This is a genomic window from Metabacillus fastidiosus NBRC 101226 (genome assembly GCF_001591625.1).
Lineage (GTDB): Bacteria > Bacillota > Bacilli > Bacillales > Bacillaceae > Metabacillus > Metabacillus fastidiosus.
This window is the reverse complement of record NZ_BCVG01000058.1, coordinates 1-25,898: the sequence shown is the minus strand read 5'-3', so window position 1 is coordinate 25,898 and position 25,898 is coordinate 1. Positions and strand designations below refer to the sequence as shown.

Sequence of the window (25,898 nt, the reverse complement as noted above, 5' to 3'; positions counted from 1 at the left end):
CTGATGGAAGTTTCACTTTATTTCATAAATCTTTGTTGTACTTTATTATTTTTGCGATCCCGCCTGAAAATGAAACCAGCAATAAAGCCAAGACCGGCAATGAAAAAAATAAAACCGAGTAAAAACTGCAAACTTAGGGATGGAATGGGGGAGTGCAGAACGCCGAAAAATATATCCCGCATTAATTTTATTCCAAGTGCTGCTATTACGCCTGGAATAAGCATAATGATAAGAGCGATTAATCTAGCCATAGGGAGTATCCTTTCATTAGTATTGCTTTAAAATACATTCATGACCTCATTGTCTGATTACTATTATTATTTGTCAAGTATGTCTGATTAGGTTATGATTGATGTGTGCAATTATTTGCAAGGGATATCTCGCTTAATATGAAGAATTGGTCATAAAAAGGGGAAATAAAGTATGCAAAGGGTAATGGTTGTCGGTGCTGGTAATGGTGGAGTAGCACTGTTGAGAATGTTATATAAAACAAAAATGATGAACATTATTGCAGTTGTTGACATTAGTGAAAAAGCACCTGGGATTGCTTTGGCGAAAGAGCTTGGAATTCATACCAGTACAGATTGGAAGCATATTTTATGCGAGGAAATCGATATTGTTATAGAAGCTACAAATAATCAAAATGTTTTTCAAGAAATAATGAAAGAGAAAAATGAACATACGATCGTTATCCCTGGGACAATTGCTCATATTATGTCAGATTTAATTAATGAAAAGGAAGCATTAATTTTAAAATTGAAAGAAGAAACATATAAACAGGAAACAATCTTTAATTCAACAAACGATGGTATGATCGGCATCGATGTTGAGGAGAATATTATCCTTTTTAATAAAACAGCAGAAAAAATTACTGGGTTTGAAAGAAAGAAAGCATTAGGAGAAAGAATAGATACAATTATTCCTTCGAGCTTGCTTCCGAATACATTAAAAACCCGTGAAGTGGAAATAAATCAAGAACAAATACTTGATAATGGTTTAAAAATTATTACATCACGAATTCCTATTGTAGATGACTCAGGAAGATTATTAGGGGCAATGTCAATATTTAAAGATATTACCGATGTTGTCAGTTTAGCTGAGGAAGTAACTGATTTAAAAGAAATAAAAACCATGTTTGAAGCAATTATTCAATCATCAGAAGAGGCAATATCGGTTGTTGATGAAGAAGGCTGCGGTATTTTAATTAATAAAGCATATACGAAAATGACTGGTTTGACAGAAGGACAAGTGATCGGAAAACCTGCGACTGCTGATATTTCAGAAGGAGAAAGCGTGCATATGCAAGTGTTGGAAACGAGGAGGCCGGTGCGGGGTGTAAGCATGAAGGTCGGCCCTAATAAAAAAGATGTTATCGTGAATGTGGCACCTGTTATCGTTGACGGCATTTTAAAAGGAAGTGTCGGGGTGATTCAGGATATGTCTGAAATCCGTACTCTTACGAATGAACTTGATAGAGCAAGGCAGATTATTCGTACACTTGAAGCAAAATATACTTTTACAGATATTATTGGAAATAGTGAAGAGATGAAGCTTGCTATTGATCAGGCGAAATTAGGGGCAAAAACACCTGCGACTGTGCTGCTCCGAGGTGAATCCGGAACTGGGAAAGAATTATTTGCACATGCTATACATAGCGATAGTGACCGAAAGTTTAATAAATTTGTTCGTGTGAACTGTGCAGCAATTTCTGAAAACTTATTAGAAAGTGAATTGTTTGGCTATGAAGACGGCGCTTTTTCAGGTGCAAAGCGCGGAGGGAAACGGGGCTTTTTTGAAGAAGCGAATAATGGAAGTATCTTTTTGGATGAAATTGGTGAGCTTTCCCCGCAAATGCAAGTAAAGCTGCTTCGTGTTTTGCAAGAGCGTGAAATTATACGTGTTGGCGGAACGACTCCGATTCCAATTAATGTCCGGGTCATTGCTGCAACGAATGTCAATATAGAAAAAGCGATGTCAGAGGGATATTTCAGAGAAGATTTATATTATCGCTTAAATCGTTATCCTATTTCTATTCCGCCTCTTCGCGACAGGAAGGGAGATATTGATTTACTTTCGGCACATATTATAAGGAAGTTTAATCAAGAATATGGACGAAATATTAATGGTATTTCCGTTCAGGCATTAGCGGTTTTAAAACAGTATGATTGGCCGGGAAATGTAAGAGAGCTTGAAAATATATTAGGACGAGCCATTATCTTTATGGGATATCATGAAGCCGAGATAGGAGAGAATCATATTCCTCCTTTGGATATACAGGCTGCCAGTCATTATAAACAATTGAATATGCGTAATAAGGAAGAAAAGCTTGCGGATACAATTGAAAGAATCGAAGCAGAAATTATAAGCAGTACGCTGGAACAGCAGGAGTATAATCGGACGAAAACAGCACAAGTATTAGGCGTTTCTCTCCGCAATCTTTATTATAAAATGGAAAAATATAATCTTGCAAATAACAGCATGCAATAAATTTCCAGGTTATGAAAAACATTGCATGTGTAAAAATACTTATTTCAGTCATGGATAAAGGATATGGAATTGCTTTAATATTGGCATCATTTTTGCTTATAAATACTTGGTAAATGAAGCGAAAAAATCACAGGAGGATTAAGAATATAATGAAACTTGTTGATCTGCTTCATCAGGCTGCAAATTTGGAAGGGAAGATCGTTGCTGTTGCCGGAGCGAATGATAGGGAAGTGATTGCTGCTGTTATTGAAGCTGTGAAAAGAAAACTTGCCACATTTTTATTATTCGGTCCGAGGGATGAAATTGAAGCTCTTTTAGAGAAAGAAGAGCCTGTCGGAAATTATAAAATTATTCAAGCGAGGACGAAGGAGCAAGCAGCGGAATTAGCTGTAAGATCTGTACATCATAACGAAGCAGATGTGTTGATGAAGGGGAATATAGCAACCTCTATTATTTTAAAAGCAGTATTAAATAAAGAGTATGGACTCCGAACAGGCAGGGTATTATCACATGTTGCTGTCTTTGATATAGATGGATTTGAATACTGTAAAATCGTGACAGATGCAGGGATGAATATTAATCCGGATCTGGAACAGAAAAAACAGATCATTTTAAATGCTGTAGAAGTGGCGAATGCAATTGGAATTAAGATGCCGACTGTTGCTCCGCTTGCAGCAGTGGAAACAGTTAATCCGTCGATGCAAGCAACAATGGATGCAGCGCTGCTTACGCAAATGAATCGCCGCGGTCAAATAAAAGGCTGTATTATTGATGGACCTCTTGCTCTTGATAATGCAATTTCCTGGGAAGCGGCAAAACAGAAAAATATTGAAAGTGATGTTGCAGGCAAGGCGAATATATTGTTAGTTCCATCGATTGAGGCGGGCAATATTTTATATAAATCACTTGTTTACTTTGCAAAAGCAGATGTAGGCGGAATTATTGCAGGTGCAAAAGCACCCATTGTGTTAACGAGCCGTGCTGATCATGCTAAAAGCAAATTATATTCATTAGCTCTAGCTATTTGTACATCAGAAATAACAGCAAGTCCTAAGGAGGATTAGTATGGAGATATTTTCTTACATGGAGCAGTACGATTATGAACAGCTGCTTTTTTGCCAGGATAAACAGTCAGGGCTAAAAGCAATTATCGCAATACATGATACGACACTGGGACCAGCACTTGGCGGAACAAGAATGTGGACATACGATTCAGAGGCTGCGGCAATTGAAGATGCACTCCGCTTAGCAAGAGGGATGACATATAAGAATGCAGCGGCAGGTTTAAATCTTGGCGGCGGAAAAACGGTTATTATCGGTGATCCGAAAAAAGATAAAAATGAAGAAATGTTCAGGGCATTTGGTCGGTATATACAAGGATTAAACGGTCGGTATATTACAGCAGAGGATGTCGGTACAACTGTGGAAGATATGGATATTATCCATGAGGAAACAGATTATGTTACCGGGATTTCACCTGCTTTTGGCTCATCTGGAAATCCATCACCTGTTACTGCGTACGGTGTTTATAAAGGAATGAAGGCAGCTTGTAAAGAAGCCTTTGGAACAGACAGCTTAGAGGGAAAAGTGGTCGCTGTTCAAGGTGTTGGTAATGTCGCTTACAATTTATGTAAACATCTACATGCTGAGGGAGTAGAATTGGTCGTGACAGACATTAATGAAGAAGCTGTCCGCCGTGCTGTTGATGAATTCGGTGCAAAGGCGGTAGACCCGAAGGATATTTACGAAGTCAGCTGTCATGTCTATGCACCTTGTGCACTTGGTGCAACGATTAATGATGAAACAATTCCAAAGATAAAGGCAAAAGTAATCGCTGGAGCTGCAAATAATCAGCTAAAAGAAGCCTATCATGGCGATAAAATCCATGAAATGGGTATTATCTATGCTCCTGATTACGTTATTAATGCTGGCGGTGTTATCAATGTTGCTGATGAGCTGTATGGCTATAATAGCGAACGCGCTCTTAAAAAAGTAGAAGGAATCTACAGTAGTATCGAGCGTGTTATTGAAATTGCAAAACGTGATAATATACCGACATATGTTGCAGCTGACCGCCTTGCCGAAGAAAGAATAGAAAGAATGAGGAAATCACGCAGCCAATTTTTGCAAAATAGTCATCACATATTAAGCCGCCGTTTTAAATAATTTTCAACTTCCGGCATTTAAATAGGAGGTTCAACTATTGCAAAATTCAAAATCGCGAATTCTTGTTATTAATCCGGGATCTATCTCAACTAAAATCGGTGTTTTTGATAATGAGCGCTCCATCTTTGAAAAGACGATAAGACATGATGCAGTTGAGTTAAATATATACGCTCATATAACGGACCAATATGAATTTAGAAAACAAATAATTTTAGAAACTCTTGACAGAGAAGGGATTAATCTTTCTAAATTCAATGCTGTTTGTGCTAGAGGCGGACTGCTTCGTCCAATTGAAGGCGGAACTTATTTAGTGAATGATCAGATGCTGGAAGATTTACGGATAGGATATGCAGGTGAGCACGCGTCAAATTTAGGCGGTATTATTGCATTCGAAATTGCTAGTAATTTGAATATACCAGCTTATATTGTCGATCCTGTTGTTGTAGATGAGATGGAGCCCATTGCTAAAATATCGGGTTTTCCGTCTATTGAAAGAAAAAGTATTTTTCATGCATTAAACCAAAAATCTGTAGCAAGGAAAGTGGCATCGGGCTTTAAAAAAAATTATGAAGATGTCAATTTAATTATCGTTCATATGGGCGGCGGGATTACCGTCGGTGTTCATAAAAATGGAAGAGTTATTGATGTAAATAACGGTCTTCATGGCGATGGTCCTTTTAGCCCTGAGCGATCAGGGGGTGTCCCTGCAGGAGATCTCGTTTCATTATGTTTTTCAGGCCAGTTTTATAAAGAAGAAATGGTGAAGAAATTAGTAGAGCGGGCTGGTCTTATCGGTTACCTGGAAACGAATGATTTAGGAGAAGTAGAAAAAATGATTGATGCCGGTGATGAAAAAGCAAAGCTTGTTTATTCTGCGATGGCATATCAGATTGGGAAAGAAATTGGAGCAGCGAGTACCGTGTTAAGAGGAATGGTCGATGCGATTGTCTTAACGGGGAGACTTGCTTTTAGTAAACAGTTTGTAAAAGAAATTGCTTCTTATACAGATTGGATTGCAGATACAATTGTCCACCCGGGAGAAAATGAGCTTCAGGCTTTAGCTGAAGGTGCAACAAGAGTTTTACGAGGGGAAGAAACAGTAAAGCATTATCCAAAAGTGATAGCTGAAGCAAAGGTGTTTAATTAGTGGAAAGGGGCTTATTAGATGGCAATTGAATATGATCTAGTCATCCTTGGCGGTGGAACCGGCGGTTATGTTGCAGCGATTCGTGCTTCCCAGCTTGGTTTAAAAACTGCCATTGTGGAAAAAGCAAAGCTTGGTGGCACATGTTTACATAAAGGCTGCATACCGAGTAAAGCATTGTTAAGAAGTGCGGAAGTTTTTGCGCAAGCGAAATCAAGTGAACAATATGGAGTCGTAATAAATGATGTCGCCATTGATTTTATGAAAGTACAAGAACGAAAAGAAAATATTGTCGCTCAGCTTTATAAAGGTGTAAAGTATTTAATGGCACAAGGGAAAATCGACGTTTATGAAGGAATAGGACGTATTTTAGGGCCGTCTATTTTTTCACCGCTGCCAGGGACAGTATCTGTTGAAATGAATGATGGATCGGAAAATGAAATGCTTCTTCCGGCAAATCTCATCATTGCAACAGGATCAAGACCGAGTAGTTTACAAGGCTTAGAGATAGATGGGGAATATGTTCTTACTTCTGATGAAGCGCTGGCACTCGCGAATCTGCCTAAATCCATGATTATTATCGGTGGTGGTGTGATCGGAGTAGAATGGGCCTCCATGTTGGCCGATTTCGATGTTGAGATTACTATTTTAGAATATGCAGACCGGATCTTACCAACGGAAGATAAAGAAATTTCAAAAGAAATGGAACGTTTACTGAAGCGGAAAGGCATTCACATTGTTACAAATGCCAAGGCATTGCCAGACTCTTTAAAAAAGGAAAACGGCATCGTCACAATAGACGTGGAGCATAAAAATGAAACGGTCTCTTTTTCAGCTGATAAACTGCTTCTTTCTGTCGGAAGAAAGGCGAACGTGGAGAATATTGGATTAGAAAATACAGAAATAAAAATAGAAAATGGCTATATTGCCGTTAATGAATTTTACCAGACGAAAGAGTCTCATATTTATGCGATTGGAGATGTGATTGGCGGTCTTCAGCTTGCACATGTAGCTTCACATGAAGGAATAGCTGCTGTCGAACATATAGCGGGTAAAAATCCAAGTCCAATTAATCAATCATTTGTTCCAAAATGTGTGTATAGCAATCCTCAAGCCGCTTCGATCGGTTTAACAGAGGACGAGGCGAAGGAGCAGGGATTCGAACTGAAAGTTGGGAAATTTTCTTTTAATGCGATTGGAAAAGCGCTCGTTTTCGGAGAAACAGATGGTTTTGTGAAGCTTATCGCCAATGCAGAAAATGATGACATATTAGGAATTCATATGATTGGACCGAATGTCACAGAAATGATTTCTGAAGCGGCGCTTGCTAAAGTGCTTGATGCAACACCATGGGAAATCGGAAACACGATTCACCCCCATCCAACACTATCAGAAGCAATGAGTGAGGCTGCATTAGCGGTCAATGGAAAAAGTATTCATTTATAAAGTGAAAATAAGTCAGGAGGGTTTGGAATGGTAGAAAATCGCCATCAATCTTTAGGATTATCTGATCAAGATGTATTAGATATGTATGAAATGATGCTGCTCGCCAGAAAAGTAGATGAAAGGCTGTGGCTGTTAAATCGTTCAGGTAAAATCCCGTTCGTTGTTTCTTGTCAAGGCCAGGAAGGAGCACAAGTCGGGGCGGCTTTTGCACTGGATAGAGAAAGAGATTATATATTACCATATTACCGTGATCTTGGTGTCGTATTGGCATTCGGTATGACAGCAAAAGACTTAATGTTAGCAAACTTTGCAAAGGCGGAAGATCCGAACTCAGGCGGCCGCCAAATGCCAAATCACTTCGGTCAAAAGAAAAATAGAATTGTTACGAATTCATCTCCGGTAACTACACAGGTGCCGCATGCAGTCGGGATTGCTTTAGCTGCAAAAATGGAGAAGAAGGATATCGTTACTTTTGTTACATTTGGCGAAGGCTCATCAAACCAAGGTGATTTTCATGAAGGGGCAAATTTTGCAGCTGTTCATAAATTACCGGTTATTCTGATGTGTGAAAATAATAAATATGCAATCTCTGTTCCATATGATAAACAAGTGGCATGCGAAAATATATCTGACCGGGCAATAGGCTATGGTATGCCTGGATATACAGTAGACGGGAATGATCCGCTAGAAGTGTACCGTGTTGTTAAAGAAGCGAGAGAGCGTGGACTTCGAGGGGAAGGACCAACATTAATTGAAGCAGTTACATGTCGTTTAACCGCACATTCCAGTGATGATGATGACAGGGCTTATCGTAAGGAGGGCGAGGTCGAAGAAGGGAAAAAGAGCGACTCTCTCATTACATTTAAAGAGTATTTGCAACAGCTTGGCATACTTACAGAGGAAAAAGAAAAAGAAATGCTTTCTAAAATGATGCAGCTTATAGATGAAGCGACTGAATATGCAGAAAATGCTCCATTTGCTGAACCAGAGCATGCTTTAAAATACGTTTATGAAGAGTAAGGGGGAAAAGTGATGCCAGTCATGTCTTATATAGAAGCGATCAATTTAGCAATACATGAAGAGATGGAACGTGATGAAAAAGTATTTATCCTCGGAGAAGACGTTGGAGTAAAGGGCGGAGTATATAAAGCGACAGTCGGTTTATATGATAAATTCGGTGAAGAAAGAGTAATTGATACACCGCTTGCAGAATCTGCTATTGCAGGTGTTGGTATCGGTGCAGCAATGTATGGGATGAGACCAATTGCAGAAATGCAGTTTGCTGATTTTATTTTCCCGGCAGTAAATCAAATTATTTCAGAAGCAGCAAAAATCCGATATCGTTCTAATAATGATTGGACGTGTCCGATCACAATTCGTGCCCCTTTTGGCGGTGCTGGACGCGGTGGATTATATCACTCTCAATCAGTGGAGGCGGTTTTTGCCAACCAGCCTGGTTTAAAGATCGTTATTCCTTCCACACCGTATGATGCAAAAGGACTTTTAAAGGCGGCTATTCGTGATAATGATCCTGTTTTATATTTTGAGCATAAACGAGCATATCGTCTTCTGAAAGGCGAAGTGCCGGAAGACGATTATATTGTGCCAATCGGTAAAGCTGATGTAAAGCGTGAAGGTGATGATATTACTGTTATTACCTACGGACTATGTGTTCATTATGCCCTGCAAGCTGCTGAAAAATTAGCAGAAGACGGTATATCTGCACATATTTTAGATTTAAGAACAGTGTACCCGCTTGATCAGGAAGCAATTATTGAAGCAGCTTCTAAAACAGGTAAAGTACTGCTCATAACAGAGGATAATAAAGAAGGAAGCGTTATAAGTGAAGTAGCAGCGATCATCGCAGAAAACTGTTTATTTGATTTAGATGCGCCGATTATGCGTCTGGCAGCACCAGAAGTGCCTGCGATGCCATATGCGCAGACGATGGAGAAATTCTTTATGATGAATCCTGAGAAAATTGAAGCGGCGATGAGGAAATTAGCTGAATTTTAAGGAGGTTGAACGATGGCTTTAGAGCAAATTACTATGCCTCGGCTCGGCGAAAGTGTGACAGAAGGTACGCTTAGTAAATGGCTTGTTTCTGTCGGTGACAAGATTAATAAGTACGACCCGATTGCAGAAGTGATGACAGATAAAGTAAATGCAGAAATACCATCTTCTTTTACAGGAGTTATTACGGAGCTAGTAGCAGAAGAAGGTGAAACATTAGCTGTTGGAAAAGTTATTTGTAAGATGGACGTACAAGACGGAAACAAGCCGGCAGCAGATGTGAAAAAAGAAGTGACAGAAAAAGCAGCAGAGCCTAAAAAAGAGGATGGAACAAATAAAAAACGTTATTCTCCGGCCGTGCTTCGTCTGTCACAGGAGCATAATATTGATCTTGAAGGAGTAAATGGAACAGGTGCAGGCGGAAGAATAACAAGAAAAGATATTTTACAGTTAATCGAAAGCGGTAATGTTCCAGCAGAGAAGGAAGCAGTTCCATCTCCTGAAGCTTCGGTTCAAGTAAATAGAGAAGTTCAGCCGACGGTAGAAGTTAAAGTATCGCCTAATATTTCCGCACAAGCTGGCGATATAGAGATTCCCGTAACCGGTGTAAGAAAAGCAATCGTTTCGAACATGCTGAAAAGCAAGCAGGAAATCCCGCATGCTTGGATGATGGTTGAGGTTGATGTAACCAATCTTGTAAACTATAGAAATGCTGCAAAAGATGAGTTTAAGAAGAAAGAAGGATTTAACTTAACATTTTTCGCATTTTTTATCAAAGCTGTTGCTCAAGCATTGAAAGAGTTCCCGCAAATTAATTCTGTATGGGCCGGCGATAAAATTATTCAGAAGAAAGATATCAATTTATCGATTGCTGTTGCAACAGATGATGCTCTTTTCGTTCCTGTTATAAAAGCAGCAGATGAAAAAACGGTAAAAGGAATTGCTCGGGAAATTGTTGATTTAGCAAAGAAAGTCCGATCAGGAAAATTAACGATAGATGAAATGACTGGCGGAACATTTACAGTGAATAATACAGGATCGTTCGGCTCTGTCCAATCAATGGGGATTATTAATTATCCGCAAGCGGCTATTTTACAAGTAGAAACAATTGTAAAGCGACCTGTTATTATTAATAATATGATCGCTGTCCGCGACATGGTTAATCTATGCTTATCTCTTGACCATCGTATTCTCGACGGTCTCATTTGCGGACGCTTTTTAGCAAGAGTGAAAGAAATTTTAGAAAACACATCAGAAGAAACAACAAAAATATATTAAATGTACAAGGCTAACGAATGTTAGCCTTTTTTTCATGATAAGAGAAATGAGAATTACATAAATGTATATCAAAACTCATACATATCAGTTTAGAGAGGAGGTTGTGCATATGTCTCATTATGATTCTATTTGTAATGAATTTGCAAGGATCCTTAATGGAAAAGGCAAAAGGGAAAAAGGCGGCTGTTCCGTATCATTTCACAGGAAAATAAATGTTTTTGTTCAAGGAAAGCTGGCGAGATCAGTCGTTCCGGCAGGAGTTTCTTTCGAGTCATTAGATGAAAATGGCAATGCTTTAAACTTATTAGAGTTAGCAATCTTACAAGAGGAAATTCCTAAATATATGCATTTCGTTGTTCAGCAAGACTTAATCGTCAGCGCACTGCATAATCACTGGATGTATATGGAACCGATGATTATGTATTTGCATCTCCAATCAGTTGAACCTCCTCTAAACTTTGCACGGAAAATTTCTCATTCTTTTTCCTATTTAAATAGTTATCCAATTGCTGATTAGTAATGTAAGCAATTCATATAAGATATTGAGTATTACCAGCTCAGTATCTTTTCCTGTTTTATATAGAAATAAACTTTCATTGCTCATCTATTTTTCGTGTACTAAAATAAACATAATATGAGCATGAAAACGTATAGGAGATGGAGGAAGCATCATATGGGGGAGAAAGGCAAACGTGAGGATACCGTTCATTTGGAACAGTGGGAACAAGAAGTGGAAAAAGTGCTTAAAGGCAGGAAAATGTCTTCGTTAATGAAGCATACTTATGAAGGAATTACATTAAAACCTTTATATATGGATAAAAGCAAGCGACAAATAGTTCCTAATAGTCAAACAGCGTGGAAAATAAGTCAGCAAATACAAGTGGAAGCAGCTGATCAAGCGGCAAATAAGATACAAAGAGCGAAAGAGCGGGGACAAGACTCTTTTTATTTTTCAGATTTCTCATTTATTGAACATTGCTCAGATGTAAAAGCGATCGTTCAATTCCTTAATTTTAGCGAGGATAAGTTGATTATCAATATGGGAGCCCAGCTTGGTTTTTTACCGCTTTTTATTGCAAGTATAGCTGAAAGAGAAGTTGGTAAACTCGATGGTACAGTCGGCTTCGATCCATTTGAAAGTTTTCTCGTAAACGGCAATGATAATATTTCTCTTTCAACCCGTTTTAATTATTTAAAAGAGACAGTTGAGTGGGGGGAACAGTATGCTCCCGACCTTCGCTTTATTTATATAAACGGAACGCTTTATCATGATGCAGGTGCAAATGCTGTTCAAGAACTTGTATATACTTTTTCGAATGCAATTGATACGGTGAATGAGCTTTTAAACCGAGGTTTAGCTATTGATACGATTGTTCGAAAAATAACATTTGCTTTTTCAATCGGCTCGAATTATTTTATGGAAATAGCGAAATTCCGTGCAGCTAAACAAATTTGGGCATCTATTGTTCATGCATTGGACGGCAGTGAAGAAGGACAGAAAATTAATGTTCATGCGGTTACCTCATTATTTAATAAAGCGGCATATGATGTCCATGTTAATTTATTAAGAACGACGACAGAAGCTTTTTCCGCTATTATCGGGGGAGTGAATCATTTAACGATCACACCGTTTGATCATATGTTGGGGGAATCAAGTGAACTCGGTGAACGGGTGGCGCGAAATATTCATTTTATATTAAAGGAAGAAAGTTTATTAGCGAAAGTGAAGGATCCCGCCGGCGGTTCCCACTATATAGAGGCTTTAACAGCAGAATTAGCGAAGGAAGCCTGGGATCAAATAAAACAGCTTGATTCTGATGGAGGATTTAAAAAGGCTCTAGCAAATGGGACAGTTCAAAATGAATTGAAATTAATGATGGAAGAACGGATAGATAAGATAAATACAGGAAAAAGTGAAATAATTGGAACGAATGCATTTGCTAATATAAAAGATGAAATACATATGAAGGAAAATAAAGAAAAGGTCGAAAAAGTTATTCCATTAAAAGATGAAAATACTAGCTTTACAGAGCTTCTCAATTCAGCGAAAAAAGGAAAAACACTTAAACAATTGACGAGTTTACTGTATTCAAAGGAAAGTTTATTCACCATTAAGCCATTAGAGAGGAGAAGACTTACAGAACATTTTGAAAGCTTGAGGCAGCAGGCTGAAAAATACCGGAATAAAACCGGTTATTTACCGAAGATTAACGTAATCGTTATTGGTGAACTGAAAGATTATAAACCGAGACTTGATTTTTTGAGTAATTTTTTTGCAGCAGGAGGGTTTGAGCTTGCTGTTACCGATATATCCGAGCTTGAGCAATTAAAAAATAAAGAGACAGCTGTTTTATGTGGAACAGATGATGAGTATAAAAACTTGTCAAATATAAAAGAACAGCTCGATGTAAAGCATCTCTATATTACAGGAAAACAGTCCCCTGAGCTGTTAAGTACTTATGGCATCGATGAATGTATTTACTACGGAATGAATATGTACAAGTTTTTAAAAGAGCTCCATTTAAAAATAGGAGGGGAAGGAAAATGAAGCGTAGAAGTTTAGAAAACTCCGAGCTTATTTCCTATGAACAGCTCCAAAACATAGAGGAAGAAGCAGTATATGAAACGAATGAACGTATAAAATTAAAATCATTTTATACAGAAAAAGATATGGATGATATCGAACATTTAAATACTTATCCGGGCCTGCCGCCGTATTTACGCGGTCCTTATGCAACGATGTATGTAAACCGGCCTTGGACAATAAGACAATACGCAGGTTTTTCCACAGCAGAAGAGAGCAATTCTTTTTACAGAAGAAATTTAGCGATGGGGCAAAAAGGATTATCTGTTGCCTTTGACCTTGCGACACATCGGGGCTATGATTCTGACCATGAGAGAGTGGAAGGAGATGTTGGGAAAGCGGGTGTTGCGATTGATTCGATTCTTGACATGAAAATATTATTTGATGGAATTCCACTTGATGAAATGAGTGTCTCTATGACGATGAACGGTGCAGTATTGCCGATTATGGCATTTTATATTGTGACGGCTGAGGAACAGGGTGTTCCAAAAGAAAAACTGTCAGGAACGATTCAAAATGATATTTTAAAAGAATATATGGTAAGGAATACATATATTTATCCACCAGTAACATCGATGAGAATTATCGGTGATATTTTTGAATATACAGCGAAATATATGCCTAAGTTCAACAGTATTAGTATTTCGGGCTATCATATGCAAGAGGCCGGTGCACCGGCCGATATTGAACTTGCATATACGCTTGCGGACGGGTTGGAATATGTGCGTACTGGAATAAAGGCGGGACTTTCTATTGATGATTTTGCACCGCGTCTTTCATTTTTCTGGGCGATCGGAATGAATTACTTTATGGAAGTTGCGAAAATGAGAGCAGCGAGATATATGTGGACAGAAATGATGAAGGAGTTTCATCCGAAAAATCCGAAGTCGCTCATGCTTAGAACACATTCCCAGACGTCTGGGTGGAGTTTAACGGAGCAGGACCCTTTTAATAATGTTGTTCGTACTTGTGTGGAAGCACATGCGGCAGCAATGGGACATACACAATCGCTTCATACAAATGCACTTGATGAGGCTATTGCACTTCCGACGGATTTCTCAGCAAGAATTGCTCGTAATACCCAGCTCTTTTTACAAAAGGAAACAGGGGTTTGCAATGTCATTGACCCATGGGGTGGTTCTTATTACGTAGAAACATTAACGAAACAGCTGATGGATAGGGCATGGGAGCATATAGAAGAAATTGAGAAGCTCGGCGGGATGACGAAAGCGATTGAAACAGGTCTCCCAAAAATGAAAATTGAAGAAGCAGCGGCGAGAAGGCAGGCAAAAATAGATTCAGGAAAAGAAATAATTATTGGGGTAAATAAATTCAGATTAGAAAAGGAAGACCCTATTGATATATTAAATATTGATAATACGGAAGTCCGTAAAAAACAGCTGATGAGGCTTGAAAGCTTAAGAGCAAACAGGAATGAGGAAGAAGTAAAAGAGAAGTTAGGTGCATTAACAGAGGCAACGGCAAGTAAAGAAGGAAATCTACTTGAGCTTGCAGTAGAAGCAGCGAGAGCAAGGGCGACGTTGGGGGAAATTTCAAATGCGATTGAACTTGCGGCAAAGCGTCATCAAGCTGTTATTCGCTCAGTAAGCGGGGTATACAGTAAAGAATTTTCAGATGAAGAGACGATTGAACAGGTGCGGAAGGAAACAGATGAATTTTATGAGCTTGAAGGGAGAAGGCCAAGGATCTTAATTGCAAAAATGGGGCAGGACGGCCATGACCGCGGGGCAAAAGTAATTGCGACTGCTTTTGCAGATTTAGGATTTGATGTTGATATTGGGCCGCTCTTTCAAACACCGAAGGAGACGGCTGTACAAGCTGTTGAAAATGATGTTCATGTTATCGGCATAAGCTCTTTAGCTGCGGGGCATAAAACACTTTTACCGAAGCTGATATCTGAATTAGAAAAACTGGGAAGAGATGATATTGTCGTTATTATTGGCGGTGTTATTCCGTATGAAGATTATGAGTTTTTAAAGGAAAACGGGGCTGCAGAAATTTTTGGACCTGGAACTGTTATCCCTGCTGCAGCGGTGAAAGTACTGGATAAAGTGTATGAGCGGTTAGGCTATGAGGAAGCAGAAGAATGAGGAAGTATAGTCGCAAAAAGAAAGAAATAACAGTTGAAGATTATGTTTCAGGGATTAAAAGTGGTGATCGAACGATGCTTGCAAGAGCAATTACTCTTGTTGAGAGTCATACAAACCGCCATTTCACGGTTGCACAGCAAGTAATTGAACAATTAGGAAGTGTAAAGACAAATTCCATTCGTATCGGCATTACCGGTGTTCCAGGAGCTGGGAAAAGTACATTCATTGATTCGTTTGGCACCTATTTATGTGAGCTGGGGTATCGTGTCGCAGTGTTAGCTGTTGATCCGAGCAGTGAAGTATCGAAGGGGAGTATTTTAGGAGATAAAACGAGAATGGAGCGGCTCTCTAATAACCCGCGCGCATTTATTCGCCCGTCTCCGTCAAGCGGGACACTTGGCGGAGTAAACCGGAAGACGAGGGAAACAATTTTCTTATGTGAAGCTGCGGGCTTTAATATTATCCTTATTGAAACAGTTGGAGTCGGACAAGGTGAGTTCGTCGTTCGAAGTATGGTTGACTTTTTCCTCTTACTTGTTTTAACAGGTGCAGGTGATGAACTGCAAACGATGAAAAAAGGAATTATGGAGCTGCCGGATCTTGTTGTTGTAAACAAAGCAGATGGGGATAATGTTTCAAAAGCAAAGCAGGCAATGAGAGAATATAATACTATTCTTCACTTTTTAAGACCGTATACAGAAGGGTGGACGACGAAAGCTGTCACGGCTTCTGCATTAGAAGAAACGGGACTTATTGAGATTTATAAAGAGATTGAACAATTTATTCATATGACGAGAAATAATGGGATTTTTGAGAAAAGACGAACAGAGCAGCTAAAAGAATGGTTTGATTCTTCTTTAAAAGATAAGCTTTATGCACAGTTTTTTTATGATGAGAAAATGAAAGAGTCATTATTACAATATGAAAAGTTAATTATAGATGGGGAGAAAACAGTTGGAAATAGTGTGAATGAACTAATTAGTCTTTTTTTAAATAAGAAAGAATAAGTATCGAAAGTTGCTCATTTCCTCTGTTTGTTGTTAAATATAACTATTAGGCGAAAAGAAAGATAAGGGAGATGTATGTAATTGGGTATGGATTTTAATTTATTTATGAATGATGTCGTGAAACAGGCTCGTAAAGAAATCGTTGCTGCCGGATATACAGAATTAACGACAGCGGAAGAAGTAGAAGAAGTATTAAATGCAAAGGGAACGGCTCTTGTGATGGTTAACTCTGTTTGCGGCTGCGCAGGCGGTATCGCAAGACCAGCTGCTTTCCATGCTGTACATTATGACAAGCGTCCAGACCGCTTATTAACAGTTTTTGCAGGTCAAGATAAGGACGCAACAGCACGTGCACGTGAATTTTTCGTTGGTTATCCGCCTTCTTCTCCATCCTTTGCATTATTAAAAGACGGTGAAATTCTTACAATGGTTGAAAGACATGAAATTGAAGGACATGATCCATCATCTGTCGTTGCAAAATTACAAAGTGCATTTGATGAATATTGTGAAGAAGTGTAAAGAGATGAAAAGATGATCCGCTGCGGTCATCTTTTTCTTTTTCTTAGGACATGATAAAAAGAAAAGGATGCTGATCATATGAAAATAATGTTCACTATTTTCTTTTTTATTACGTCCCCGTTTTGGCCGCTCGGTAATAATCCGGCCATCGGTGATCCATATATTATTATTAATAAACAGACGAATGAGCTTGCATTTATAGATGATGGCGAGATTTTAAAAACATATAAAATTGCGACTGGAAAAACAGCGCAACTGACACCTGAAGGGGAATTTAATATTACTGTAAAGGCAGTCAATCCCTATTACCGGAAGAAAAATATCCCCGGAGGCAGTTCGGAAAATCCATTAGGCACGAGATGGATCGGCTTTGATGCAGAAAATACAGAAGGACGTATTTACGGTATTCATGGGACAAATAATGAAAGCTCGATAGGGGGCTATGTGACACAAGGCTGTGTAAGAATGTTTAATGAGGAAGTAGAAGAACTATTTGAACATATACCTGTTGGAACGAAAGTATTGATCTTAAAATCAAATGAAAGCTTTCAGACGATTGCCAAACAAAAAGGAGCAATAGAGTAAATATCTAACCTCTCTAGAGAAGTCATAATGTAAATAGAGAGGTTAGTTCCTATTGTTAGAACCACATGGATGCGCCTGCTAATAATGTCGATAAGACCATAATTGTAAGCATTAAATAAATAACAACTTTTTGAGTTTTACGCGGCATATTCATCACTCCTATAAACTACTTTCTTTATTCTAACGTGATTTATTTAATTGGACAAGCCTTAAAAGCAGGAATATCCCTTTTAAAAAGAGAAGATTTACCGTAATGTTTTAGGCTGAAAGGAGAAGATATGATTAAAAAGGTCGATCATATCGGCATTGCTGTCAAATCAATTGAAAATGCTTTGCCATTTTATACAGAAGTATTAAAACTTGAGCTGGAGCAAATAGAAGAAGTTGCCACACAGCATGTGAAAGTTGCTTTTATTTCCGCCGGTAATATAAAAATAGAATTGCTTGAACCTACATCGGCAAATAGTACAGTTGCAAAGTTTATTGAAAAAAGGGGAGAGGGAATTCATCATATTGCATTGGGCGTAGAGAGTATTGAGCAAAGATTAGATGAATTACAGGAAAAAGGGATCAATTTAATCGATAAAACACCAAGAATTGGCGCTGCCGGAGCAAATATTGCTTTTCTTCATCCGAGTGAAGCCAATGGTGTGCTTATTGAGCTTTGTGAAAAAACGGTGAGGTGAGGCATAAATGTCGATGGATATTTATAAAAAGATAGACGAGTTATATGATAAGAGGCGTGATATTGAACTGGGCGGCGGGGATGATAAAATTGAAAAGCAGCATGAGAAAGGGAAACTGACAGCAAGGGAGAGAATCAATCTGTTAGTTGATAAAGATTCTTTCGTTGAGCTTCATGCGTTCGTGGAGCATCGATGCACTGATTTTGGCCTTGATGAGAAAAAGGGGCAAGCTGACGGTGTTGTAACAGGATATGGGAAAATTAATGGACGCCCCGTTTATTTATTTTCACAGGATTTCACTGTTTTTGGCGGTGCATTGGGAGAAATGCATGCTAAGAAAATTGCTGCTGTCATGGATTTAGCTGCGAAAAATGGGACACCATTTATCGGTTTAAATGACTCCGGCGGTGCCAGAATTCAAGAAGGTGTCGTATCATTAGACGGGTATGGCCATGTTTTTTATCGCAATGCGATTTATTCGGGTGTTATCCCGCAAATTTCTGTTATTTTAGGACCTTGTGCAGGCGGTGCTGTTTATTCACCGGCAATAACAGATTTTGTTTTTATGGTGGAAAAGACGAGCCAGATGTTCATTACAGGTCCGAAGGTAATCGAAACAGTGACAGGAGAGAAGATCAGTTCAGAAGATTTAGGTGGTGCGGCTGTACATAATAAAATTAGCGGGAATGCTCATTTCTCAAGTGAGACAGAGGAAGAGGTTCTTTCGCAGGTGCGAAAGCTTTTAAGTTATTTGCCACAAAATAATGAAGAGAAACCCCCCTGCCTAATTCATGATAATAACGATGATTATCGTGCAGATTTAACAGAGCTTATTCCTTTTGATACAGTTCGTCCTTATGATGTAAGAATTGTTATTACTGAGATTGTTGATAAAGACTCCTTCTTCGAAGTGCAGGAAGATTTCGCTAAAAATATTGTCATCGGTTTTGCAAGAATAAAAGGGGAAGTAGTTGGACTTGTATGCAATCAGCCGAAATATATGGCAGGCGGGCTTGATATTGATTCGTCTGATAAAGCAGCGAGATTTATCCGCTTTTGTGACTCATTTCAAATTCCAATCATTACTTTTGAGGATGTTACTGGATTTTTCCCCGGTATAAAGCAGGAGCATGGTGGAATTATTCGCCATGGTGCGAAAATTTTATATGCCTATTCTGAAGCAACTGTACCGAAGATTACCGTTATTTTGCGGAAAGCATATGGTGGGGCATATGTCGCCTTAAACAGCAAATCAATAGGTGCTGATCTTGTTTATGCATGGCCGAATGCTGAAATAGCAGTAATGGGGCCTGAAGGAGCAGCAAATATTATTTTTGCTAAAGAAATTGAAGCAAGCCCTGACAAGGAAAAGACAAGAGCAGATAAAATTGAGGAATATAGAAGGAAATTCGCTAACCCATATGTAGCGGCGAGCCAGGGAATAGTTGATGATGTCATTGACCCAAGGGAAACGCGGATAAAATTAATCCAGGCACTTGAAATGCTGCAGACAAAAAAGGAAATCAGACCGGCTAGAAAACACGGAAATATGCCATTGTAATAATTTTGACTGGAGGCTACGAAATGATAAACAAAGAGAGATTGCTTGAGGAATTTTTACAATTAGTTCAAATAGATTCGGAAACGAAGCATGAAGCAGAAATTGCCCAAGTTTTAAAGGCGAAATTTACTGAACTCGGGTTACATGTCTACGAGGATGATACGACAGGGATAACTGGTCACGGTGCAGGCAATTTAATTTGTACGCTTGAAGGAACAAAAGAAGATGCAGATCCAATTTATTTTACATCCCATATGGATACAGTTGTACCAGGTAAGAAAGTGAAACCTTCGATTAAAGATGGATATATTGTAACGGATGGGACGACTATTCTCGGTGCGGATGATAAAACCGGTCTATCGGCTATGTTTGAAGCGATTAAAGTAATAAAGGAAAATAATCTGTCACATGGAAAAGTTGAATTTATTATTACAGTGGGGGAAGAATCGGGTCTTGTCGGGGCAAAGGCACTTGATCCTAAACTAATGACGGCTAAATACGGATATGCGTTAGATAGTGACGGGGAAGTCGGGAATATTATCGTTGCTGCACCGACACAAGCGAAAGTGAATGCAAAAATTGTTGGTAAAACAGCCCATGCCGGTGTTGCTCCGGAAAAAGGTGTGTCCGCGATTACAATGGCAGCAAAAGCAATTGCAAAAATGCAGCTTGGACGAATCGATTCTGAAACAACAGCGAATATTGGCAGATTTGAAGGTGGAACACAGACAAATATCGTCTGTGATCTCGTGTATATTTTTGCAGAAGCACGCTCATTAGTTCCAGAGAAAATGGAAAAGCAAGTACAGAAAATGAAAGAGGCATTTGAAAGTACTGCAAAGGAAATGGGCGGAAGCGCAGAAGTGGAAGTAGAGATTATGTATCCGGGCTTTAAGTTCGGCGAAGGAGATCATGTCGTTGAAATAGCGAAGCGGGCAGCGAAAAGAATTGGAAGAAGAAGTGAATTATTAACGAGCGGCGGAGGAAGCGATGCGAATGTGATCGCGGGAAATGGTATCCCAACTGTTAATTTAGCTGTCGGCTATGAAGATATTCATACGACAAATGAAAAAATGCCGATTGAAGAACTTGTGAAAACAGCGGAAATGGTTGTTGCAATTGTACAAGAAGTAGCTGGAGAGTAACAGCAAAAAAGCTATCAGGCAACATTAGATAGCTTTTTTACTTTTGGTAAAATAAAGATTGTGCTTTTCTACCTAAGTAATTTCATAGTATGATAGTCTTATAGAAAATGCATTAATATTCCAACATATATTTATGATGAAATAATTGATATACTGGAAATTTAAATTATGCGTATATAGTTTTTAGGAGGTTTTTTGTTATGATGGCTTCAAAATTTATTATTTTTAATACGAATAATGATGAATATGGACTACCGATTGAAAAGGTTACTTCAATTGAAAAAATGGAAGGGCTGAATACAATTCCTGAAATGCCTGGTTATATGAAAGGGGTTGTAAAAGTAAGGGGCGAGCTAATTCCGGTATTAGATACGAAGCAAATTTTTTACCGCAAAGACAGTGTGAATGGAGCTGATTTAAAGCTGATTGTTATTCAAACAGATCAGCTGCATGTTGCTTTAATTGTAGAAGAAGCGAAGGAAATACTTGAAATTCAAGAAGAGGATTTAAAATCTATTAATATGGGGGTTTTAAAACCATCTTCTTACTTTACAGCAGTTGCGAGTCTTGAGAACAGGCTAATAACAATTGTCGATCCGAATGAGTTAATTAATAATCTTGATGAAATTGAGGTCATTAAAGAAGGAATGAGCAGTTACCTTTAAAAAGGGGGGACGATACATATGCCTATTGGAGTCGTTACCATTATTGTAGTTGGTACTATTGCAATATTTTCAATCCCGATTATTGCTATTTTGACAGATGCTTCCCGTAGGAAGGCTAAGCTCCAGCTGCAAATTGTAGAAAAAGAAATAGAGCTGGAAAAGCTGAAAAATGAAAATTTCCTTATTGAAACGGAAAAAATGAAAGTGGAACTGGAAAAGCTGAAATTAGAAAATCCGCTGGAAGATTCAAATTTCCTATCAAAGTAATATATGATAAATGACGGACAGTAAGACTCCTGCTTCAAGAGGAGCAAGGAGTAATAACTGCCGATTGTTTAATCTGACAATTAGCGGGGAATAAGAAAAACCTCGCTGATTGAGTATTCATTTTATTTTGCTATAAAGCTAGAGACTTTCTTAATAAGGAAGTCTTTTTTGATAGATATTTAATCGCTTTAATAAAATTCCATATGATGAATTCGGCTCTTGTGAATAATTCCTCCGTTCCTTCCTTCATTCTATATAATGCCATATAGGAGCTTATTTTATAGTAAATTGATTTACCATCTCCTGAAGATCCATGGCCATAGTACTTAAAGATTCTGCTGAAGTAGAAACTTCCTTGATATACTGGTGTTGATTAGATATGGATGAAGAAACTTCATTCAAGTTGTCTAATGAGTTTTTACTTATATCCACTATGTCTTGAGTGGAGGCTGATATTTCCTCAGTACTTGAAGAAATTTGTTCCGAGGCTGTAGATACCTCTAGAATTTGCCTATTCACTTTCATAATTTCACTTAGAATGGTTTCAAAAATAGAACCTACTTTTTGAACTTGGTCAACACCTTCATCAACTTCCTGCATACCCAGATTCATAGAGTGAGTAGCGTTTCCTGTAGCATCAACGATCTGCTCAATAATCGTTGTGATCTCAATAGTTGCTTCACTTGTTCGCTCAGCGAGCTTTTTGACTTCATTAGCTACCACCGCAAAACCTTTCCCATGCTCTCCTGCTCTAGCTGCTTCGATTGTGGCATTCAGAGCTAACAAGTTTGTTTGATCTGTAACCTCGGAAATCATCGAAACGATATTTCGAATTTCCTGAGATTTTTCATTTAATGATTGGATAATTTTTGTGCAATTTTCTACTATTTCACTGACAGTATTCATTTGAATAATTGCAGATTGAACCTCTAAATCACCTTGATTTATCTCTCTTGCCACATCCTGTACAGATTCAGTTACAGCAGAGGCGGACTTTGCGATTTTCTGGGTATCTAACGCAATTTCATCCATTACAATTGATACTTGTTGAGTCGAATGATAATGGGTGTCTAATGTAATCGCAACTTCATTAACTGACTCTGTAACTGCTTTTGATGTATTGGCGGAATCTGCCGCTATCGCTGTCAGTTCTTCTGAAGAGGAAGTAACATATTCGGTAGATTGTGATAGCTTAGTAATCATTAATGAAAATGACTCTATCATATAATTAATATTGTTCCTTAACTCCGCGATTTCATCTTTTCCTTTCACTATTAATCTCTTTGTTAAATCTCCCTTCGATACACGTTGCATGATAGATGTAATTTCAAGTAATGGCTTTAATACTCCTCTTGCAACAAGATAGGATAGAAGAAGAACGAGAGCAACAGAAATTAAAATAAGTATAAAAGCTGAATTCTTTGTTTTTTCAATCTCACTATAAACTTCTGCCTCAGGGGCACTAGTTACCAGCTTCCAGTCTGTCTGATCAACATCATGAAAGGCTGCTGTATTCTTTGATCCATCATTTTTCTTATATGAAATGAAACCATCCTTTTCCCAAAATAAAGTTTTGAAAAATAATTCTTTATCGTCTGTTGCTGTTAAGTCGTCAGAAATATTTTTCCCGATTTTCTCTTTTTCAGGATGTAATAAATAGGTTCCAGTTGATGAAAGCAAATATCCGTAACCTGTTTCTTCAATCTTTATTTTATTAACAATATCTAAAATTTTCTGCGGATCAAGGATAGCTTGAATAATCCCTTTATATTGTCCTTTTTCATTGACTAAAGGAACATCAATAACGATAATATCTTTTCCTGTTACCATCTCTTTAATAAAATCTGATACAGCTGTTTCCTTACTTGCTTTAGCATTTTTGACATTGTCAGAGGAGCTAATATCTCCTGTGTTACCTTTTGTATCGTGAGTAATTCCTTGTTCATTTACAAATGAATAAAAATCTACTTCGTCATCACTTTCCTCGAGTATTTTTAATACAGGCAGGATTTCATCTTTATTTCCATTTGAAAATTCCGGGTTTTCCTTAACGATATTTTCTAATCGATTAATTTTTTGAGAGAGCCATAAACTGATCATATTTGCATTTATTTGTGCCATTTCAATTTGGCTTTCTTCTGTCTTATTTTTTAGGGCAGTTGAAGACTGATACATTAGAATGCTTGTAATTGTAACTAGCGGAACTAAGGAAACTAGCAGTAGTAAAAATAAAATTTTAATCTTAATAGACTTTATATTGGAAAAGATACCCTTTTTCATACATTTTCCTCCAGATATTTTCTCTACTTGTGTGCATTTACTTATTATTAACTGAACTTCCACTGTCATTTACATGAGGCGAGTGAGTGAATTGCCAGTTGTTGTTGTGACAAATCCGTTCTAGATGGCTTAAACTAACTTGTTTGTAATTCTTATTTGGCATAATAATATATTCATTGTCTATCGTTTTAACGTAAGCTGAGTTCTTTCCCGTGAATCCAGTAATGTATCCTAATTTGTTGTAGAGCCTTACTTTATCATTAAGAAAAAAACCTTTAAGCTGCTTCGTATTCTTCTCATTTCTTTTGTTTGTTATGTTTTTAGCTTTACGACCTTTTCTTGCAGTTGCCTCATGTAAAGAACGCTTTTTTTTGCGAAATTGCTTAATTTTGAATACTCCGCTTCGATCTTCATAATATTTCCTAATATCACTAAGGGCTAATACATCGTTCATATATGATTTTTCAAGACCTAGCCTTTTCCTCTTTAGAACAGTCATACTTCCATAAGTGAATTCAGCATTAGGATATTTCAAAAAAATTTGTTTCCTTAAGGTATGTATGAAAGGAGATTCTTTATAAGTAAGCGGCGATTTCTTATCCATCATCCATCTCCATAAAATCTGACCTTTTTGGTGATTTTCATTAGTATGGCAATCCGTACATACTGAGATTAAATTACTCGCACAATTTGACCCGCCATGACTACGATAGATAATGTGATGAGTATTTAGGATTTTATTTTTCTTCCTGCATACTTGGCAAGTATAATGGTCACGAGTGAATACAAAATAGCGAGTGTTATAGTAACTGCATAATTCACCCTTTTGATCACCTTGGTTTTGATGATGAGAATTTATTATTTTTTGAAAATCAAACTTTCCAATTTGGATGATTAAAGTTGGATCTGGAATCAAGCTGCAAAATCTATCAATCCAGTGGAACATATTTTCACTACGGCTTCTAATAGAAGGCGGGAGCCATCCTTCCCTTTTAGAGGAAATACGATTGAGAAATCTAGCTTTTCTGTAACGGCATTTCCGGTTCCGTCTATTTCTTCGGTAAACTTTACGACTTTCTAAATTGTTCTTTATATCATCTCGTAATTCAATTTCCCCTTTAGCTAATACATGATTATTACTTTGAATCGCAATACCTAAACGTCTGGCTCCTAGGTGAATTCCAACTTTCACTTTTTGTTTATATCCATAGCTCCCGTATAGAAGCTGAATGGTAAATGGTTGATATTTGATGATTTTTGCTTTCTTTGTTTTTAGTAAAATTCTTGCTTTACGTTGACTGCAAGGCATTAAAGCTTTTCCATGTTTATTAATAACGAATACAAACATAATGTATTCCCTCCGTAGAGTTTATTTCCCTTCGCCAAAGTTAATAGGGCTTTGCGTACAAAACGCCAAGGTTGACCGTTCCTTCCCACTCAGAACTTTTACAGTGCCTCCATAGAGCCTGGAACTAGGGAATCATTCTCAGGGTATGCTGACCCAATTAACGTAGTCCTTAGAGGAATTAGGCTAGACAACTAGGGCTTCTTAAAGCTTCCCACTTTAACAATTATTAGATGTTTAAGTGGTGGGGAGTTGACTTCAAGTTAGATACTATATAATTTTTCTCACTCAATTTGTTCAAATGGAAAAGTCTATCATTAATAAAAGAGAATTAACTCCAAATAAGTTATTCTTTTCACTACTGCATATTTCCATAAGATATTTAAAGCCTACTAATCATTTTTTGTAAAAAAGTTTATTAATATTGCCTATGGATTTAACTAACCTTCTTTTTTTGAAGGCGTTTTCAAACTATGTATTTATAGAGAAGCAGCAGATTTGTCTAGCGATTACTCTTACTACTCTGAGCACACTATCCTCCTTTCATTTAGCAAAAGTTTTAACCAGCTTTGAAAAATAAAGTGAAACTTCCATCAGTGGGGGGTTTTC

Annotated in this window: 23 protein-coding genes; 19 read left to right on the top strand and 4 right to left on the bottom strand. The window is 37.9% G+C overall.

The features are described from left to right. Nucleotides 1-17: 17 nt before the first annotated feature. Nucleotides 18-251, bottom strand: coding sequence for a DUF2627 domain-containing protein (locus tag BFA01S_RS13795; protein WP_066231523.1), 234 nt, complete (start codon nucleotides 249-251; stop codon nucleotides 18-20). Between the two features lie 172 nt (nucleotides 252-423). Between BFA01S_RS13795 and BFA01S_RS13790 the strand changes: the two genes are divergently transcribed. The 14 genes from BFA01S_RS13790 to BFA01S_RS13725 all read left to right on the top strand — a co-directional run bounded on the left by BFA01S_RS13790 (nucleotide 424) and on the right by BFA01S_RS13725 (nucleotide 17,340). Next, entirely contained in the window at nucleotides 424-2,487 is a 2,064-nt protein-coding gene (locus BFA01S_RS13790) for a sigma-54 interaction domain-containing protein (RefSeq protein WP_066231521.1), read from the top strand. 149 nt (nucleotides 2,488-2,636) lie between these two features. Then, nucleotides 2,637-3,551 (top strand): phosphate butyryltransferase, encoded by a 915-nt coding sequence (gene yqiS, locus BFA01S_RS13785; RefSeq protein WP_066231519.1) that lies wholly within the window; start codon nucleotides 2,637-2,639, stop codon nucleotides 3,549-3,551. 1 nt (nucleotide 3,552) lies between these two features. Continuing rightward, nucleotides 3,553-4,653, top strand: coding sequence for a branched-chain amino acid dehydrogenase (gene bcd, locus BFA01S_RS13780; protein ID WP_066231517.1), 1,101 nt, complete (start codon nucleotides 3,553-3,555; stop codon nucleotides 4,651-4,653). Nucleotides 4,654-4,690: 37 nt separating this feature from the next. Further along, entirely contained in the window at nucleotides 4,691-5,800 is a 1,110-nt protein-coding gene (gene buk, locus BFA01S_RS13775; protein ID WP_066231515.1) for a butyrate kinase, read from the top strand. An 18-nt stretch (nucleotides 5,801-5,818) separates the two neighbouring features. Beyond that, nucleotides 5,819-7,243: a dihydrolipoyl dehydrogenase gene (gene lpdA / locus BFA01S_RS13770; RefSeq protein WP_066231513.1), complete on the top strand. Its 1,425-nt coding sequence runs from the start codon at nucleotides 5,819-5,821 to the stop codon at nucleotides 7,241-7,243. 27 nt (nucleotides 7,244-7,270) lie between these two features. Further along, complete coding sequence (locus BFA01S_RS13765; RefSeq protein WP_066231511.1) at nucleotides 7,271-8,263, top strand: thiamine pyrophosphate-dependent dehydrogenase E1 component subunit alpha; 993 nt, start codon at nucleotides 7,271-7,273, stop codon at nucleotides 8,261-8,263. A gap of 12 nt (nucleotides 8,264-8,275) precedes the next feature. After that, the gene (locus BFA01S_RS13760; protein WP_066231508.1) at nucleotides 8,276-9,259 is read left to right on the top strand and encodes an alpha-ketoacid dehydrogenase subunit beta; all 984 of its coding nucleotides are present in this window, start codon (nucleotides 8,276-8,278) and stop codon (nucleotides 9,257-9,259) included. Between the two features lie 12 nt (nucleotides 9,260-9,271). Then, a complete protein-coding gene (locus tag BFA01S_RS13755) occupies nucleotides 9,272-10,534 on the top strand; it encodes a dihydrolipoamide acetyltransferase family protein (RefSeq protein WP_066231502.1) in 1,263 nt (420 codons plus the stop codon). A gap of 109 nt (nucleotides 10,535-10,643) precedes the next feature. Then, nucleotides 10,644-11,051 carry a DUF1259 domain-containing protein gene (locus BFA01S_RS13750; protein ID WP_066231496.1) on the top strand — a complete coding sequence of 136 codons (408 nt, stop codon included), beginning with the start codon at nucleotides 10,644-10,646 and terminating at the stop codon, nucleotides 11,049-11,051. Nucleotides 11,052-11,207: 156 nt separating this feature from the next. Continuing rightward, nucleotides 11,208-13,082, top strand: a complete 1,875-nt coding sequence (locus tag BFA01S_RS13745) for a methylmalonyl-CoA mutase family protein (RefSeq protein WP_066231492.1) — start codon at nucleotides 11,208-11,210, stop codon at nucleotides 13,080-13,082. Further along, nucleotides 13,079-15,229, top strand: a complete 2,151-nt coding sequence (gene scpA, locus BFA01S_RS13740; RefSeq protein WP_066231490.1) for a methylmalonyl-CoA mutase — start codon at nucleotides 13,079-13,081, stop codon at nucleotides 15,227-15,229. The genes BFA01S_RS13745 and scpA overlap by 4 nt, the downstream gene beginning before the upstream one ends. Beyond that, nucleotides 15,226-16,236, top strand: a complete 1,011-nt coding sequence (gene meaB, locus BFA01S_RS13735) for a methylmalonyl Co-A mutase-associated GTPase MeaB (protein ID WP_066231484.1) — start codon at nucleotides 15,226-15,228, stop codon at nucleotides 16,234-16,236. The genes scpA and meaB overlap by 4 nt, the downstream gene beginning before the upstream one ends. 81 nt (nucleotides 16,237-16,317) lie before the next feature. Then, the gene (locus tag BFA01S_RS13730; protein WP_066231481.1) at nucleotides 16,318-16,755 is read left to right on the top strand and encodes a BrxA/BrxB family bacilliredoxin; all 438 of its coding nucleotides are present in this window, start codon (nucleotides 16,318-16,320) and stop codon (nucleotides 16,753-16,755) included. A 78-nt stretch (nucleotides 16,756-16,833) separates the two neighbouring features. Continuing rightward, entirely contained in the window at nucleotides 16,834-17,340 is a 507-nt protein-coding gene (locus tag BFA01S_RS13725) for a L,D-transpeptidase (RefSeq protein ID WP_066231477.1), read from the top strand. A gap of 55 nt (nucleotides 17,341-17,395) precedes the next feature. Here BFA01S_RS13725 and prli42 read toward each other — a convergent pair whose 3' ends face one another. Beyond that, nucleotides 17,396-17,488 carry a stressosome-associated protein Prli42 gene (gene prli42, locus BFA01S_RS22450; protein WP_156483697.1) on the bottom strand — a complete coding sequence of 31 codons (93 nt, stop codon included), beginning with the start codon at nucleotides 17,486-17,488 and terminating at the stop codon, nucleotides 17,396-17,398. A 130-nt stretch (nucleotides 17,489-17,618) separates the two neighbouring features. Between prli42 and mce the strand changes: the two genes are divergently transcribed. The 5 genes from mce (at nucleotide 17,619) to BFA01S_RS13700 (ending at nucleotide 21,664) form a co-directional block, all read left to right on the top strand. Then, nucleotides 17,619-18,026, top strand: a complete 408-nt coding sequence (mce, locus tag BFA01S_RS13720) for a methylmalonyl-CoA epimerase (protein WP_066231474.1) — start codon at nucleotides 17,619-17,621, stop codon at nucleotides 18,024-18,026. 13 nt (nucleotides 18,027-18,039) lie between these two features. Continuing rightward, on the top strand, nucleotides 18,040-19,587 hold the full coding sequence (locus tag BFA01S_RS13715; protein ID WP_066231527.1) for an acyl-CoA carboxylase subunit beta: 1,548 nt from the start codon (nucleotides 18,040-18,042) through the stop codon (nucleotides 19,585-19,587). Between the two features lie 23 nt (nucleotides 19,588-19,610). Beyond that, nucleotides 19,611-20,732: a tripeptidase T gene (locus BFA01S_RS13710; RefSeq protein WP_066231471.1), complete on the top strand. Its 1,122-nt coding sequence runs from the start codon at nucleotides 19,611-19,613 to the stop codon at nucleotides 20,730-20,732. Nucleotides 20,733-20,932: 200 nt separating this feature from the next. Next, complete coding sequence (locus BFA01S_RS13705) at nucleotides 20,933-21,397, top strand: chemotaxis protein CheW (RefSeq protein WP_066231468.1); 465 nt, start codon at nucleotides 20,933-20,935, stop codon at nucleotides 21,395-21,397. Between the two features lie 18 nt (nucleotides 21,398-21,415). Beyond that, nucleotides 21,416-21,664, top strand: a complete 249-nt coding sequence (locus BFA01S_RS13700; protein ID WP_066231463.1) for a hypothetical protein — start codon at nucleotides 21,416-21,418, stop codon at nucleotides 21,662-21,664. Between the two features lie 273 nt (nucleotides 21,665-21,937). On the opposite strand, the gene BFA01S_RS13695 is transcribed toward BFA01S_RS13700, so the two are convergent. Both BFA01S_RS13695 and iscB read right to left on the bottom strand, forming a co-directional pair. Beyond that, nucleotides 21,938-23,944, bottom strand: a complete 2,007-nt coding sequence (locus BFA01S_RS13695; RefSeq protein ID WP_066231460.1) for a methyl-accepting chemotaxis protein — start codon at nucleotides 23,942-23,944, stop codon at nucleotides 21,938-21,940. Nucleotides 23,945-23,981: 37 nt separating this feature from the next. Continuing rightward, entirely contained in the window at nucleotides 23,982-25,292 is a 1,311-nt protein-coding gene (iscB, locus tag BFA01S_RS13690) for an RNA-guided endonuclease IscB (RefSeq protein ID WP_066231456.1), read from the bottom strand. Between the last annotated feature and the right edge of the window lie 606 nt (nucleotides 25,293-25,898).

Coding starts and splice junctions, on each gene's coding strand:
- BFA01S_RS13710 (WP_066231471.1), top strand. CDS start 19,611: ATGATAAACAAAGAGAGATTGCTTGAGGAATTTTTACAATTAGTTCAA.
- lpdA (WP_066231513.1), top strand. CDS start 5,819: ATGGCAATTGAATATGATCTAGTCATCCTTGGCGGTGGAACCGGCGGT.
- BFA01S_RS13715 (WP_066231527.1), top strand. CDS start 18,040: ATGGATATTTATAAAAAGATAGACGAGTTATATGATAAGAGGCGTGAT.
- BFA01S_RS13705 (WP_066231468.1), top strand. CDS start 20,933: ATGATGGCTTCAAAATTTATTATTTTTAATACGAATAATGATGAATAT.
- BFA01S_RS13765 (WP_066231511.1), top strand. CDS start 7,271: ATGGTAGAAAATCGCCATCAATCTTTAGGATTATCTGATCAAGATGTA.
- bcd (WP_066231517.1), top strand. CDS start 3,553: ATGGAGATATTTTCTTACATGGAGCAGTACGATTATGAACAGCTGCTT.
- BFA01S_RS13795 (WP_066231523.1), bottom strand. CDS start 251: ATGGCTAGATTAATCGCTCTTATCATTATGCTTATTCCAGGCGTAATA.
- BFA01S_RS13760 (WP_066231508.1), top strand. CDS start 8,276: ATGCCAGTCATGTCTTATATAGAAGCGATCAATTTAGCAATACATGAA.
- meaB (WP_066231484.1), top strand. CDS start 15,226: ATGAGGAAGTATAGTCGCAAAAAGAAAGAAATAACAGTTGAAGATTAT.
- mce (WP_066231474.1), top strand. CDS start 17,619: ATGATTAAAAAGGTCGATCATATCGGCATTGCTGTCAAATCAATTGAA.
- BFA01S_RS13745 (WP_066231492.1), top strand. CDS start 11,208: ATGGGGGAGAAAGGCAAACGTGAGGATACCGTTCATTTGGAACAGTGG.
- BFA01S_RS13790 (WP_066231521.1), top strand. CDS start 424: ATGCAAAGGGTAATGGTTGTCGGTGCTGGTAATGGTGGAGTAGCACTG.
- scpA (WP_066231490.1), top strand. CDS start 13,079: ATGAAGCGTAGAAGTTTAGAAAACTCCGAGCTTATTTCCTATGAACAG.
- BFA01S_RS13750 (WP_066231496.1), top strand. CDS start 10,644: ATGTCTCATTATGATTCTATTTGTAATGAATTTGCAAGGATCCTTAAT.
- BFA01S_RS13755 (WP_066231502.1), top strand. CDS start 9,272: ATGGCTTTAGAGCAAATTACTATGCCTCGGCTCGGCGAAAGTGTGACA.
- BFA01S_RS13695 (WP_066231460.1), bottom strand. CDS start 23,944: ATGAAAAAGGGTATCTTTTCCAATATAAAGTCTATTAAGATTAAAATT.
- iscB (WP_066231456.1), bottom strand. CDS start 25,292: ATGTTTGTATTCGTTATTAATAAACATGGAAAAGCTTTAATGCCTTGC.
- BFA01S_RS13700 (WP_066231463.1), top strand. CDS start 21,416: ATGCCTATTGGAGTCGTTACCATTATTGTAGTTGGTACTATTGCAATA.
- BFA01S_RS13725 (WP_066231477.1), top strand. CDS start 16,834: ATGAAAATAATGTTCACTATTTTCTTTTTTATTACGTCCCCGTTTTGG.
- prli42 (WP_156483697.1), bottom strand. CDS start 17,488: ATGCCGCGTAAAACTCAAAAAGTTGTTATTTATTTAATGCTTACAATT.
- yqiS (WP_066231519.1), top strand. CDS start 2,637: ATGAAACTTGTTGATCTGCTTCATCAGGCTGCAAATTTGGAAGGGAAG.